General features: G+C 64.2%; 12 protein-coding genes. 7 read left to right on the top strand and 5 right to left on the bottom strand.

Going from position 1 to position 13,017, the window contains the following annotated elements:
- Positions 1-46: 46 nt before the first annotated feature.
- Positions 47-2,749, top strand: coding sequence for a GGDEF and EAL domain-containing protein (locus DJFAAGMI_RS11685; protein ID WP_211457272.1), 2,703 nt, complete (start codon positions 47-49; stop codon positions 2,747-2,749).
- Between the two features lie 24 nt (positions 2,750-2,773).
- On the opposite strand, the gene DJFAAGMI_RS11680 is transcribed toward DJFAAGMI_RS11685, so the two are convergent.
- Positions 2,774-3,670: a ChaN family lipoprotein gene (locus DJFAAGMI_RS11680; RefSeq protein ID WP_211457271.1), complete on the bottom strand. Its 897-nt coding sequence runs from the start codon at positions 3,668-3,670 to the stop codon at positions 2,774-2,776.
- 147 nt (positions 3,671-3,817) lie between these two features.
- Between DJFAAGMI_RS11680 and DJFAAGMI_RS11675 the strand changes: the two genes are divergently transcribed.
- Positions 3,818-4,918: an AbrB family transcriptional regulator gene (locus DJFAAGMI_RS11675; protein WP_211457270.1), complete on the top strand. Its 1,101-nt coding sequence runs from the start codon at positions 3,818-3,820 to the stop codon at positions 4,916-4,918.
- Positions 4,919-4,926: 8 nt separating this feature from the next.
- Complete coding sequence (locus DJFAAGMI_RS11670; protein WP_211457269.1) at positions 4,927-5,160, top strand: hypothetical protein; 234 nt, start codon at positions 4,927-4,929, stop codon at positions 5,158-5,160.
- 84 nt (positions 5,161-5,244) lie between these two features.
- Here DJFAAGMI_RS11670 and DJFAAGMI_RS11665 read toward each other — a convergent pair whose 3' ends face one another.
- From DJFAAGMI_RS11665 to DJFAAGMI_RS11655, 3 genes are all read right to left on the bottom strand, one after another.
- On the bottom strand, positions 5,245-5,544 hold the full coding sequence (locus DJFAAGMI_RS11665) for a BTH_I0359 family protein (protein ID WP_003050692.1): 300 nt from the start codon (positions 5,542-5,544) through the stop codon (positions 5,245-5,247).
- 285 nt (positions 5,545-5,829) lie between these two features.
- Positions 5,830-6,981: a DUF3108 domain-containing protein gene (locus tag DJFAAGMI_RS11660; RefSeq protein ID WP_211457268.1), complete on the bottom strand. Its 1,152-nt coding sequence runs from the start codon at positions 6,979-6,981 to the stop codon at positions 5,830-5,832.
- Positions 6,982-7,006: 25 nt separating this feature from the next.
- A complete protein-coding gene (locus DJFAAGMI_RS11655) occupies positions 7,007-7,798 on the bottom strand; it encodes an IclR family transcriptional regulator (protein ID WP_211457267.1) in 792 nt (263 codons plus the stop codon).
- Between the two features lie 109 nt (positions 7,799-7,907).
- Here DJFAAGMI_RS11655 and DJFAAGMI_RS11650 point away from each other — a divergent pair, with 109 nt between their 5' ends.
- The 3 genes from DJFAAGMI_RS11650 to DJFAAGMI_RS11640 all read left to right on the top strand — a co-directional run bounded on the left by DJFAAGMI_RS11650 (position 7,908) and on the right by DJFAAGMI_RS11640 (position 11,100).
- Entirely contained in the window at positions 7,908-8,978 is a 1,071-nt protein-coding gene (locus tag DJFAAGMI_RS11650; RefSeq protein WP_211457266.1) for a fumarylacetoacetate hydrolase family protein, read from the top strand.
- A gap of 24 nt (positions 8,979-9,002) precedes the next feature.
- Positions 9,003-10,025, top strand: coding sequence for a TraB/GumN family protein (locus DJFAAGMI_RS11645; protein WP_249334156.1), 1,023 nt, complete (start codon positions 9,003-9,005; stop codon positions 10,023-10,025).
- Positions 10,026-10,125: 100 nt separating this feature from the next.
- Positions 10,126-11,100, top strand: coding sequence for a Bug family tripartite tricarboxylate transporter substrate binding protein (locus tag DJFAAGMI_RS11640; RefSeq protein ID WP_043003993.1), 975 nt, complete (start codon positions 10,126-10,128; stop codon positions 11,098-11,100).
- A gap of 109 nt (positions 11,101-11,209) precedes the next feature.
- On the opposite strand, the gene DJFAAGMI_RS11635 is transcribed toward DJFAAGMI_RS11640, so the two are convergent.
- Positions 11,210-12,112 carry a LysR family transcriptional regulator gene (locus DJFAAGMI_RS11635; protein WP_003050708.1) on the bottom strand — a complete coding sequence of 301 codons (903 nt, stop codon included), beginning with the start codon at positions 12,110-12,112 and terminating at the stop codon, positions 11,210-11,212.
- Positions 12,113-12,290: 178 nt separating this feature from the next.
- On the opposite strand from DJFAAGMI_RS11635, the gene DJFAAGMI_RS11630 reads away from it, so the two are divergent.
- Entirely contained in the window at positions 12,291-13,016 is a 726-nt protein-coding gene (locus tag DJFAAGMI_RS11630; RefSeq protein WP_211457264.1) for a pirin family protein, read from the top strand.
- The last annotated feature ends 1 nt before the right edge of the window (position 13,017 follow it).

Here is a 13,017-nt window from a genome sequence, read left to right as displayed (position 1 = left end):
GGCAATTGTCGCAGCAAGGCGAGGACCCTGCGGACAAAGGAAATTCATGAAAAGCGAGGAGGGGCATTCTGCGCTCACACCCAGGGTGATTGTCGCCCTCTATCTGTGTGCGGGGATGCTGTGGTTGGGGGCACAGGCAGGTGTGCTCAACTATTTTGATGTATCGCTGAATCGACAGTCGCTGCGTTGGCAGATAGGCCTGTTCATTGTTTGGTTGCTGGCGACCGCGCTGGTCGCACTCTGGTTCATGCAGCGCAAGACGCGCGCCGACCAGCGTGGCCGGGAGACTGCGCAGGAGCTGGAGCTGGTGGTGCGCCACGCACCGGCCGGCATGGCCCGCGTGCATGTGGGCGGGGCCGAGATTGTCTGGGCCAATGCCAAGCTGGCGGGTTGGCTGGGCCGCAGCGTGGAATCGCTGCGCGGCCAGGATTTTCGGGTATTGGTGCCGGTCCATGACCGCGACGAGGTGGTTTTGCAGCTGCAGCGCCTGCTCGACGGCAGCACCGACTACTTTCAGGTGCTGCGCCAGTGCGTGCATGCTGAAACCGGCAAGGTCACGCCCGTGCTATGCACCACCAGCCGCGTGGCGGCGTCGGGGGTGGGTGGGCCGGTAGCCCTGGTCTGCGTGCTGCAGGACCTGAGCGAGATGGTGAGTGCGCGCAATGCCATGGTGCGCAGCGAGACCATGCTGCGTCTGGCACTGGAAGGCAGCGGCAATGGCGTGTGGGAATGGGATGCGCTGGAGCGGCGACTGAACTTCTCCACGGGCATGAGTGCCTTGCTGCGCTACCAGGGGCAGGATCTGGCCCGCGAATTCGATTTCGATCAGCGCCTGCATCCCGAAGATGCTGAAACGGCGCGCGCCCAGGCCGAGCAGGCACTGGAGCAGGGCAGCATGCTGGTGCTGACGGCGCGTCTGCTGTGCTTCGACGGTCTGTACCGCTGGTTCCGCGCACGCGGTCAGGCATACAGGGATGCGAGCGGACGTCTGATACGTATCTCGGGCCTGCTCTCCGACCAGACCGCAAGTCGCGAAGCCGATGAGCGCAGCCGTCTGGCTTCCACCGTGGTGGACAACACCATCGAGGGCGTGGTGGTGACCGATGCAAACAGCCGCATTCTCTCGGTCAACCATGCTTTCACGCGGCTGCTGGGCTTCTCCGAGGCCGAAATGCTGGGCAAGACGCCGCGCATGTTCAAGTCTGGCCGGCATGACAAGGCCTTCTACGATGCCATGTGGGCCAGCATGCATGCCACCGGGCACTGGCAGGGTGAAATCTGGAACAGGCGCAAGAACGGAGAGATCTTTCCCGAACGCATGTCGCTGAGCGCGGTCAAGGACGCGAACGACAAGGTGACGCATTACGTCTGCATGTTCACCGACATCTCGGCCGAGAAGGCGCGCGAGCAGCAGCTGGAGTTCCTGGCCCATCGCGACACCTTGACCGGTCTGCCAAACCGCGCGCAGTTCACGCGCATGCTGGGCGAGACGGTGGCGCTGAGCCAGAGCAACAACCTCCGCATGGCCGTTCTGCTGTTCAATATCAACCGCTTCAAGGACGTGAACGACAGCTATGGCCACTCCATCGGCGACGAGGTGCTCAGGCATGTGGCAGTGCAGATGCAGGGCGCTTTGCGCCATGGCGATATCATTGGCCGCCTGGCGGGCGATGAGATCTGCGTGGTGGCCCAATCCATATGCGACCGTGACAGTGCGGTGGACGTGGCCGAGCGCCTGATGGCAGCTGCCGGCCAGCCCTGGACCACGCCTGACGGGCTGTCCGTGGTCGTGAGTGTCAGTGCCGGCATCTGTCTGTACCCCGAGCATGCGCTGACGGCTGGCGATCTGCTGCAGGGTGCCCATGCGGCGGTTTATGGGGCCAAGGCCAGGGGCTCCAATGCCTGGTGCTTCTTCCATGAAAACATGACCCAGGCCGCCCGCGAGCGCCTGGCCATGGAGGCGCGTCTGCGCCGTGCGCTGGACCTCGGTCATATGCGCTTGCATTACCAGCCGCAGATCGATCTGGCGACGGGACGCCTGATGGGGGCGGAAGCCCTGGTGCGCTGGCTGGATCCCGAGGACGGCCTGATCTCTCCGGCCCGCTTCATCACCGTGGCGGAAAACTCGGGCGTCATCGGTCCGCTGGGCCTGTGGGTGCTGGGCGAGGCCTGTCGTCAGGGCCAGCAATGGCGCGCCGCAGGCCTGCCCGATCTGACGATTGCGGTAAATGTCTCGCTGCATCAGTTTTTGCTGACCGATATTGCCGGTGGCACGGCCAAGGCGCTGGCCGAGTCGGGTTTTCCGGCCAGCCTGCTGGAGCTGGAAATCACCGAAAGCGCACTGGCCGAAAAGCCCGAGGAGGCATTGGCCGTGCTCAACCGCCTGCGCGAGCTGGGCCTCCGCCTGGCCATTGATGACTTTGGCACCGGCTATTCGTCGCTGGCGCACCTCAAGCGCTTCCCGCTTGATCTGCTCAAGATCGATCAGGGCTTTATCCGCGACATTCCGCACAGCGCGGACGATATGACCATCAGCAGCTCGGTCATTGCCCTCGGTCATGCCATGGGCCTGAAGGTCCTGGCCGAAGGCGTGGAAACCCAGGAGCAGCTGAGCTTCCTGCAGCAAAAAGGCTGTGACTACTTTCAGGGCTATTTCTGCAGCCGGCCCTTGCCGGCCGAAGACTTCACGCGCCTGCTGGAACAGACCCGCGAGGGTCAGCCGCTGGTGGCTGTCGCGACTGCGGACTGAGGATCACCAGCCCGGCAGCAGCCGTCAAGGCTTGGGCGCGGGCCTGTTTTTCCATTGATCGCGCAGTTGCTGGCATTGATCTTCGGAGGCATTGCCTTCCAGTGTCAGCTGCTTGTCTGCTTTCATTGTGGTAGCAGTCTGCGCTTTGTCTGATTGGGCTATAGCCACTTTTTGCTTGAAGTCGGCAGGCAGCCAGGTCGGTACGCCGATATCGCTGCGCACATGGCCACGGCCCGCTACCAGCAGCACGCTTTTGCCGGTCTGGCCCAGCTCGCGCACCGCTGTCTCCGTCACCCTGGCCATGGCTTCGTCGCGGGCCAGCTGAATGCGGGCCATGGGCGCGAATTGCGATTCGGGCAGCAGGCCGCAGTGTCCATCCTTGATGGCGTCGAGCTGCAGCTGCCAGCCTGCGGCCGGCAGGTGTGCGTCGTAGCGGGACTCGCCCATGGCTTGCTTCATCCGGGTGCGCGGCAGATTGCCGCCGAGCACGGGCACGCCGGCTTTCACGGCAGCCATCACCACCGGACCATAGTTCTGCCAGGGCCAGCCGCCCGGGCCGCCGCCCTGGGCCCATTGCAGCGCGGCCTTCACCTCCTCGTCGCTGGCCGATGCCGGCAGACTTCGGGTGCTACCGCCTGCGGGCGCCATCTCGACCACCAGGGCCGCGAGCCTGCCTTGCGCTGCCAGGTGGCGCACGGTAGCGGCTTCCCAATGGTGATGGGCGATCTGGTCATGCTGCTCGCCGAGCAGGATGACCGGTGTTCCCGCCCACTGGCCCAGTGTCTGCTGCCACTCGGCATCGCTGGTTCGCTGGGCGCTTTGATGGGCGCAGCCGCCCAGCAGCAGGGCGCCGGCAAGAGCCGTCAGGGCCAAAGGATTGAGACGCTGGCGCGGCTGCGCCGCAGAAATGAAAGTCCACATATGAGCTGATTGCATTCGTCTAAGACGGGGCATGGCTTCGTAGCTGTAGATTTCGTACCGGCTTTGCCCACCGAGTTTTGCCGCGATACTGCGGGGCATTGCCCCTGTCGCGCGTCCATTGTCGTGCCTTGCCGGATTCCCGTGCACATGTCCGTATTGCTTCCCCCCGCGTTTCTGGCCCGTGTGGCCGCCACCCTGCTGCTGGCCTGGCTGGCCGCCCAGCTCTGCCTGATGCTGCATACGCCGCTGCCGTGGATGCTGGGGCCGCTGATTTCCATCTCCTTGCTATCGATTGGTGGAGCGCCTACCCAAAGCTGGGCTAGGCTGCGCGATCTGGGGCAGTGGACGATAGGCGGCGCACTGGGCCTGTATTTCACGCCTGCCGTGACCGAGCTGGTGGCCGGCCTGTGGTGGGCGATTGCGTTGGCCATTGCCTGGGCCTTGCTGCTGGGCTGGGGCTTCGGGCGCTGGCTGTATCGCGTGCAGGCAGCCTCCATGCTGGGGCAACGGGGCATGGACGAAGAGCGCTTGCGCGCCACGACCTATTTCTCGGGTGCGATAGGCGCGGCTTCGGAGATGACGCTGCTGGCCGAGCGCGAGCATGCACGTACCGATCTGGTGGCAGCGGCGCATAGCCTGCGGCTGGTGATCGTCACGGTGAGCATTCCTTTTGCCCTGCAATGGGCGGGGCTGCAGGGGGACCCCGGCCTGACGCTGCCCAGCGTGCGCAATGTGCAATGGCCGGGCTTTGCCTGGCTGGCGCTGGCCACTGGCGCGGGGGCACTGCTGATGCTCAAGCTCAGGCGCGCCAACCCCTGGTTTCTCGGCGCGCTGGCCGTATCCATGGGCTTGACCATGGCTGGCCTGGAGCTGTCCGCCGTGCCGCAATGGCTGATGAATGCCGCCCAGTTGGTGATCGGCGTCAGCCTGGGGGTGCGCTTTCGCCGTGAATTCCTGCACACGGCTCCGCGCTGGCTGGGCATGGTGGCACTGGGTACCGTGGGGCTGATGGCGGTTTGCGCGGGCTTTGCCTGGCTGCTGCACGGTGCCACAGGCCTGCCCTGGGTCACCTTGCTGCTGGGCACATCGCCGGGCGGCATTACCGAGATGGCCATCACCGCCAAGGTGCTGCAGCTGGGCGTGCCCGTGGTCACGGCCTTTCAGGTCTGCCGCCTGATTGCCGTGCTGTTGCTGGTGGCGCCGCTATACCGGTGGCTGAGCAGTGCGCCACAGAAGACGCAGCCATAACCCGCAGCATGCAAAAGCGCTGGAAGCTCTGTCTGATCGTCAGTGTCTGCGTGGGCCTGCTGCTGGGCGGACTTCTGATGTGGATGGCCTGGGACCACAATCCCCAATGCGAGATTCACTGCGCTGAGCAAGGCATTGACTGGGGTCACTGGCTGGCGCTGGGCGCGGCAGGGTGGCTGCTGGGTTTTTTCGGCTGCATGCTGCCTGCCAGCGCGATGATGCTGCTGTGCAGAAAGTCATAGCGGCTCGTGCCTTCCTGATAAGCACCAAGGCGTGTTTGCAGGCATCAAAAAAGCCACTCTTTCGAGTGGCTTTTTGCAAGGTGTTCAGTGAATGATGACCGGCTGCTGGGCCAGGCCCGTGTAGGTGTCGAGAATTTCCTCCACCTCCTCTTCGGTGGGGGCATCCTGCTGCCAGGCGAGGATCTGTTTCTGGAACATTTCGGCCCAGGAGCCGTCCAGATACACCTCCTTGCCCGAGCGCTTGTCCACGATCTCGAAGCCGTGGCGCGGCAGTTGATGGGCTTGCTGGATCTCGGCCTTGGCTGTGCCTGCCGGAACGTCTGCCTCCATATCGGGACGCAGATGGAGCACCGCAAAGGATTCAGAGTCGTAAAGCATTTGCATGGTGTTCCTCCTTTCACTTCCGTTATGAGCATGCCTGCCATGGATATGGCGACAGGGTGCCGCATTTCAAGGTGGAAATGCCTGCTCTTGGCACTTGAGCACAGTATTCCATGGATTTGACATGGTTGTGGGCAACCGGTTTTCCCAAGCTGTAGTAGGCAAGTCCTTGAGCGCTGCGACAGCGTTCAGCCCGTGCCGGTGCAGGTTGCGGGCCTTGGCTGGAAGGTAAGTGAGCGCTTTTGATGCAGTAGCCCTGGGGTTTACGCCAGGAGGCGACACTCCGGGCTATTGCGGGGCGGGCTGATATTTCTTGAGCTGCAGATCGACAAAGTCATCCTGCCCCTGGCTGAGCTTGATGCGCACCGGCAGGTATTGCATGGCAGGAGCCAGCCAGACCGAGCCGCGCTGGTCGCTGCTGCTTTTGCCGGGAAGTTTGTCCAGGCGCAGTGCCATGACGCTGCCAAAGGGCAGCTCCAGCGCCTCGCTGGCACCCACGCGGAACTGCCAGCGCACCGCCGAGCGTGCGCTGCTGGTGGTCAGCTCTATCAGTGTGCCTGGTGGGTATTTTTCGGGACCGGCAGCCATCAGGGCCGAAAGCTGCAGAAAGACGCTGAGGCGGTCCTGCACGCCGTCGCCAATGGCAGCATCGGTCTGGCCACCGCTGTAATGCGCCTTGCCGCTGGCCACGTCAAAGGCTGCAGACTGGGTTTTGCGCCCCTTGTCGCTGAAATTGAGTGGTTGCAGGCCCTTGGGCGTGATCAGCCCTTCGCTGGTCTGGGCGCGTTCTCCCAGCAGGAACATGCTGATCGACTGCCTGGCCTGGTAGTACTGGCCGTCATGCTGCCACTGCAGCTGGGCGCCGGCCGAGTATTGAAAACCCTTGACCTGACCCGAGGCATTGAACTCCAGCGTGGCGGAGTTCGGCAGGGTGACAGGCAGCACGGCGCCTGGCGGCAGCGGCGCGCTGCCTGCGGGCGTGACCGCAATGGGGCGGGCCGTGTCTGCGCCATGGGCCTCGGCTGGCTCGGTCGCGGGCTCTGGTGCCGGTTCTGCAGCAGCAGCGGGCTGCTCCGTATTGGCAGCTGCTTCTGTGTCAGGAGCTGCTTGCGCTTGTGTATCCTGGGCTGGAGGCGGATTCGGTGCGGGCTCCTGTTCGTCCGGTATGGGCGTTGGCACGGGGGCCGGCGCTGGCGTCCGGGGTGCAGCCCGGGGCTTCGGCGCCGGCGGCGCAGCCGGTTTGGATGCCGCAGGCGGTGGTGGGGGAGGAGGGGGCGCCTGCAGCATGCGCGTCTCCATCACGATCTGGTCGTCCGCCGCTTTGTCCGGCGGGCTCAGTTCGGGCAGGCCCCAGAGCAAGAGCCCATGGGCTGCCAGCACCAAGCCGGTGATGGGCAGCAGTGTCTTGCGTGCCAGGCTCGCCTGAGGGGTGTGGCCCATGAACGTGGATCGGAGAATGCGGGTTTCAGTGGCTGGAATCGGCGCGCCAGCCCAGGTCGCTGGAGAGCTGGCGGGCAGCGGCCTGCAGCGGCGCGTCTATGGCTCCACCATAGTCGGGGTCGAAAGTCGCCAGCGAGCCCAGGGTCATCAGACCCAGCACGATATGGCCGGATGCGTCGAAGACCGGCACGCAAAAGGCCACGATGCCCGGCAGCACGGTATCGACCACGCGGGCGGTGCCGCGCGCACGGACTTCGGCCAGCATGTCCGCCACGGCCTCCTCGGTCTGGGGCAGATCCTGGCGTCTGGCCTTGCGGGCGCGCTCGACTTCGGGCTCCAGCAGCGGCGCCGTCATTTCGCGCGGCAGCCAGGCACCAAAGCAGCGGCCCGTGGCCGAGGCCAGCATGGGCATGACGTCGCCCAGGCGCAGGTTGGCGGTGACGGATTGCGCCGACTCCTCCCAATGCACGATGGTCGGGCCATGGTTGCCCCAGACGGCGATGGCCAGCGTGTGGTTCAGGGTCTCGAGCAGCGCCGGAATGCGTTCGCGCGCCAGGCGCACCGGGTCGAGGCGGGCCAGCGATGCCAGGCCGATCTTCAGCGCCGCAGGGCCCAGGTCATAGCGCGAATTGCGCTCGTCCTGCGCCACCAGACCGATGCGCTGAAAGCTCACCAGATAGCGGTGCGCCTTGGCGGCACTCATGCCGGCGGCAGCGGCGACATCCTTGAGCATCAGCGGTCCGCTGGCCTGTGCCAGCGCCTCGATGAGGGAGAAACCCACTTCGACCGACTGAATCCCTGCGCGTTCCTTTTCCATTGCAATAGAATCGTGTTTTGTTTAGTTAAATCAATTTAACCAATCGTAATTTTGGCTAGCGTTGTCAGGCATTGTGCCAGCACCGCTGCCGCGAGCAGAGGGACAGAGAATGAAACTGGCAACGTACAAGGATGGCTCGCGTGACGGGCAACTGGTCGTGGTCTCGCGTGACCTGAGCCAGGCCTGCTATGCCACCGGCATTGCCAACCGCATGCAACAGGTGCTGGACGACTGGAGCTATATGGCGCCCCAGTTGCAGGATCTGTCGCACGAGCTCAATCACGGCAAGGCCCGCCATGCCTTCCCCTTCGATCCCCGGCGCTGCATGGCCCCGCTGCCGCGAGCTTATCAGTGGGCCGATGGCTCGGCCTACATCAACCATGTGGAGCTGGTGCGCAAGGCGCGCAATGCCGAGGTGCCGGCCAACTTCTACACCGATCCGCTGATGTACCAGGGCGGCAGCGATGACTTCATCGGCCCCTGCGACGATGTGATCGTGCCCAGCACGGCCATGGGCATTGACTTCGAGGCCGAGATTGCCATCGTCACCGGCGATGTGCCCATGGGCACGGACGCGAGAGATGCGCTGGACGGCATCCGTCTGGTCATGCTGGCCAACGACGTGAGTCTGCGCAATCTGATTCCCGGTGAACTGGCCAAGGGCTTCGGTTTCTTCCAGAGCAAGCCCGCCACGGCTTTCAGCCCCGTGGCCGTGACACTGGATGAGCTGGGCGATGCCTGGAAGAGCGGCCGTCTGCATCTGACGCTGCAGAGCACATGGAACGGCCGCAAGGTCGGCATGTGCGATGCGGGCGAGGAGATGACTTTTCACTTCGGCCAGCTGATCGCCCATATCGCCAAGACCCGCAATGTACGCGCCGGCTCCATCGTGGGCAGCGGCACGGTGAGCAACAAGGGCGTGGAGACCGGCAGCGGCAAGAACAAGCGCACGGAATGGCCCAAGGGCTATAGCTGCATCGCCGAAAAGCGCTGCATAGAGACCATTCAGGACGGCGCGCCCAAGACCGAGTTCATGCAGTTCGGCGACACCATCCGCATCGAGATGAAGGGCAAGGATGGCCAGAGTATCTTCGGCGCCATCGATCAGAACATTGCGCCGCCCGGAAGCAGCAGGGATGACGAGCCGCAGGGCCAGTCCCTGAATGCCTCCGAGGACTGAAGCCGCGACGCAGCAGCCATGCCCATGCCAAGTCTGAATCTGCCTCGCCGCAGGCCCTCCCTGAAGGCCGTGCCGGCCGCGTTGCTCGCACTGTGTGCGGGCCTGTCCATGGCTGCCGAGCCCGAAGCAGGCTGCCCGCCGCCCTTCAGCCCGCCCACACAGGCCGAAGTGCAGGCCATGGCTCCCCATATGCAGGACAGGGGTCTGCTCTGGCGAGTGCAGGATGGCGAGCGCACCAGCTGGCTGTACGGCACCTTGCATGTAGGCAAGCGGGAATGGATGTTGCCCGGTCGCACCATCCTGCGCTCCATGTATGGCGCCGACCTGCTGGCCCTGGAGCTGGACTTGCTGAATCCGCAGGTCATGCAGCAGTTGATCGAAGGTTTCAAGGCCCGTGCCGACGCCCCCGCACTGCCCGCAGATCTGGAGGCCAGGCTGGCGCTGCAGCGAAAGCGGGCCTGTGCCGAACACCTGAGCGCGGAGCGCCCGGATGCCCAGCTGCTGGGACTGGTCAGCCAACTGGGGCGCAAGCAGGGGCTGATGGCCGAGTTTGGCGCCGACCTTTTGCTGGCGGGCATGGCCCAGGCGCTGCACAAGCCCGTGCTGGGGCTGGAGTCGGTCCAGACCCAGCTCCAGGAGCTGCTTTCCGACGACCCCGAGGAGGTCCGGGAAAGCGTGCGCGACGGGCTTGAGCAGCTCGAAGATCCCAAGTCCCCGGAAACCCTGCAACAGCTGGCAAACATCTGGGCCAGCGGCAATGAAAAAACGCTGGAGAACTATGCCGATTGGTGTGACTGCATCAAGACCGAGCGTGACCGGCTCAAATACGCCCGCCTGATAGAGGGACGCAATCCTGGCATGGCGCAAGGCATTGCGAACCAGCTCAAACAGGGCAAGACGGTGTTTGCTGCCGTCGGCGCGCTGCATATGGTCGGGCCCATGGGCCTGCCCGAGTTGCTGCGGCAAAAAGGCTATCAGGTCGAGCGTGTGAGATTCAAGCTGCCAGCCAAACAGGAATCGGAGTCAAAAGCACTTCAAACCGAATAGAGACAAGCGCGAGCTGCTATCAATTCTAAAAAAGCAGGCAGCTTGGCGGGGTCCAAAAATCATTCCACAACCCCCTACATCACCCTCAAGGAGACAAACGATGGATCGTCGTCAATTCCTGGCTGCCGTGGCAGCCAGCTCGGCTGCTGCCGCATCCCCCTTTGCCATGGCGCAGGATTGGCCCGCCAACCCCGTGCGCTGGGTCGTGCCCTACCCACCCGGAGGCGGCACCGATGTGCTGGCCCGCACTGTGGCCGAGTCCATGCGCAAGACGCTGAACCAGACCATCGTGGTGGACAACCGTCCCGGTGCCTCGACCAATATCGGCGGCCAGCTCGTTGCCTCGGCCAAGCCCGATGGCTACACCATCATGTCGGCCGACAACGCCATCCTGGCCTTCAATGAACACCTGTTCAGCAAGCTTCCCTTCAGCCCTGACAAGGATTTCACCTATGTGGGCGGCATCAGCCGCTTCCCCATGGCGCTGGTGGTCAACCCCGCATTCGAAGCCAAGGACTTCAAGGAATTCCTGGCCTATGCCAAGGCCAACCCCGGCAAGCTCAACTACGCCTCGCCCGGCAATGGCTCGCCCCACCATCTGGCCATGGAGCTGTTCAAGAACCGCACCGGCACCAGCCTGACCCATATTCCCTACAAGGGCGCCGCGCCCGCGCTGGCCGATGTGATGGGCGGTCAGGTGCCTTGCATGTTCCTGGATCTGGCATCGGGCCTGCCCGTGATTCAGTCCGGCAAGGTGCGAGCCCTGGCCATAGGTACGGCCAAGCGCGTGCCCAATCTTCCCAATGTGCCCACGCTGGCCGAGCTGGGTCTCAAGGATTCCGAGGTCTATGCCTTCCAGGGCATTCTGGGTCCCAAGGGATTGCCGCCAGCCATCGTGCAGCGTCTCAATGCAGACCTGCAAAAAGCGTTCAAGGACCCCGACGTGGTCAAGCGCATGGCCGACTTCGGCATGGAAGCCCTGCCCGGTACGCCCGAGCAGTTTCACCAGCTGGCACGCACCGAAGCCAAGCGTTGGGGTGAGGTCATCAAGACGGCTGGCGTGAAGCTGGACTGATCGTCCTTTCCCTGAGCTTCGCGAGGTTCTGGGCATGGCTTGAGCCGTTGCCGCAGACCTCGTAGGCTCGCATCACCACGGCCCTGCCTCCTTGAGTTGCAGGGCCGTTTCAATAGGGCAGTATGCCCGGCAGCAGTGGACGGCTGAGGCGCTCGCGCCACCATTGCTGGGCCCGGCCGCGGGCATCGCTGCGCCAGGCCAGCCAGAAGGTTTCGGGCGGACGCGGCTCTTCCACCGCCAGTTCCACCAGCACCCCGGTCTCCAGCTCCACACGCACACAAGCGCGCGGCACAAAGCCGTGGCCCAGCCCGGCAGCCTGGCATTCGATCTTGGCCTGCATGCTCGGCACGGTGATGCGCCGCTGGCCGGTGAGCAGGCCCACGGTGCGGTCGGTCAGGGAGCGCGCGCCGTCACCCACCACCACGGCGGTGTGTTCCAGCAGGTCGCTGCGCGCCAGTGGCCGGCCCAAGCGCGCCAGCGGATGGCTGGCTGTCACGCAGAACACGAAATCGAGCTGGCCCACGGCCACGGCCTTGTGACCGCCGCCGGCAGGGCCTTCGCCTGCAGCCACGATCAGGTCGGCCCGGCCTTCGCGCAGGGCTTCCCAGGTGCCGGTCAGCGTCTCGCTGCCGATGCGCAGACGCGTGCCGCTGTTCAGCGCCTCGAAGGCCTGAATGTCGGCGCCGAAGGCGCTGGTGGGGATCAACGAGTCATGCACCAGGCGCACCTCGGTCTCGAATCCCGTGGCGATCTGGCGCAGCCGAGATTCGAGCTGACGCGCGGCAGCCAGCAGCCAGCGCCCTTCCTTGAGCAGTTCCTCGCCTGCTGGCGTGAGACTGACGCGCGGGCCGTTGCGCACAAACAGGTTCAGGCCCAGTTGTTCCTCGAGCTTGGAGACGGCATAGGAGATGGTCGACGGTACTTTGTGCAGACGCTCTGCCGCACCGGCGAACGAGCCGTGGCGCGCAATGGTGTCCACCAGTTCGATGGCTTCCAGAGAGAGTTTGAGCATATTTGGTGCGCCTAAAAAATAATCATCGAAATTATCGATTATTGAAGAGATTTTCTTTCAGCATAACCGCATATCAGGCCGCGGATACTTCATTCATCGCCACACGGAATGCAGCAAAACAAGGCAGACAGGCCAGAAGCAGGAAGTGTGAACACCATCGATTGTTTAGGAGATAGAAATGCTTGAAGTTCGCCCATCCAACCACCGCGGTCGCGCCAACCATGGCTGGCTGCAATCGCGCCACACCTTCTCCTTCGGCCACTACCGCGACGCCAACCAGCAAGGCTTTTCGGATCTACTGGTCATCAATGACGACCATGTGTCCCCCGGTCAGGGCTTCGGCACCCACGGCCACCGCGACATGGAAATCTTCTCCTATGTGCTGGACGGCGCCCTGGAGCACAAGGACTCCATGGGCACGGGCTCGGTGATCCGTCCTGGCGATGTGCAGATGATGAGCGCCGGCACCGGCGTGGAGCACAGCGAATTCAACCACTCGGCCCAGGACCCGGTGCACTTTCTGCAGATCTGGATCGTGCCCGCCGAACGCGGCGCCGCTCCACGCTATCAGCAGGTCCATGTGGACGATGCCGACAAGCGCGGCCGCCTGCGCCTGATCATCGCCCCCGAAGGCGCAGACGGCACCCTGGCCGTGCGTCAGGACGCCCGGGTCTATGCCGGCCTGTTCGATGGCGCTGAATCCGCCGAACTCGATGTGGGCACCGACCGCCATGTCTATGTGCATGTGGCCCGCGGCAGCCTCAGCGTGAACGGTGAGCGCCTGTCCGAAGGCGACGGCGCCCGCATCCGCAACGCCGGTGCCCTGCGTTTCGACCAGGGTGAACAGGCCGAAGTGCTGGTGTTCGACCTGCGGCCCAACGAGCTGCCCGCCATGCCCCGCTGAT

Origin of the sequence: Comamonas brasiliensis (assembly GCF_018292285.1) — a bacterium.
In the GTDB taxonomy this organism is placed as follows: domain Bacteria; phylum Pseudomonadota; class Gammaproteobacteria; order Burkholderiales; family Burkholderiaceae_C; genus Comamonas; species Comamonas brasiliensis.
This window is presented reverse-complemented; position numbering and strand designations above follow the sequence as displayed.

What these genes read in the sequence shown, in the direction of transcription:
- DJFAAGMI_RS11685 (WP_211457272.1), top strand. Translation starts at nt 47, where the DNA reads ATGAAAAGCGAGGAGGGGCATTCTGCGCTCACACCCAGGGTGATTGTC.
- DJFAAGMI_RS11680 (WP_211457271.1), bottom strand. Translation starts at nt 3,670, where the DNA reads ATGTGGACTTTCATTTCTGCGGCGCAGCCGCGCCAGCGTCTCAATCCT.
- DJFAAGMI_RS11675 (WP_211457270.1), top strand. Translation starts at nt 3,818, where the DNA reads ATGTCCGTATTGCTTCCCCCCGCGTTTCTGGCCCGTGTGGCCGCCACC.
- DJFAAGMI_RS11670 (WP_211457269.1), top strand. Translation starts at nt 4,927, where the DNA reads ATGCAAAAGCGCTGGAAGCTCTGTCTGATCGTCAGTGTCTGCGTGGGC.
- DJFAAGMI_RS11665 (WP_003050692.1), bottom strand. Translation starts at nt 5,544, where the DNA reads ATGCAAATGCTTTACGACTCTGAATCCTTTGCGGTGCTCCATCTGCGT.
- DJFAAGMI_RS11660 (WP_211457268.1), bottom strand. Translation starts at nt 6,981, where the DNA reads ATGGGCCACACCCCTCAGGCGAGCCTGGCACGCAAGACACTGCTGCCC.
- DJFAAGMI_RS11655 (WP_211457267.1), bottom strand. Translation starts at nt 7,798, where the DNA reads ATGGAAAAGGAACGCGCAGGGATTCAGTCGGTCGAAGTGGGTTTCTCC.
- DJFAAGMI_RS11650 (WP_211457266.1), top strand. Translation starts at nt 7,908, where the DNA reads ATGAAACTGGCAACGTACAAGGATGGCTCGCGTGACGGGCAACTGGTC.
- DJFAAGMI_RS11645 (WP_249334156.1), top strand. Translation starts at nt 9,003, where the DNA reads ATGCCAAGTCTGAATCTGCCTCGCCGCAGGCCCTCCCTGAAGGCCGTG.
- DJFAAGMI_RS11640 (WP_043003993.1), top strand. Translation starts at nt 10,126, where the DNA reads ATGGATCGTCGTCAATTCCTGGCTGCCGTGGCAGCCAGCTCGGCTGCT.
- DJFAAGMI_RS11635 (WP_003050708.1), bottom strand. Translation starts at nt 12,112, where the DNA reads ATGCTCAAACTCTCTCTGGAAGCCATCGAACTGGTGGACACCATTGCG.
- DJFAAGMI_RS11630 (WP_211457264.1), top strand. Translation starts at nt 12,291, where the DNA reads ATGCTTGAAGTTCGCCCATCCAACCACCGCGGTCGCGCCAACCATGGC.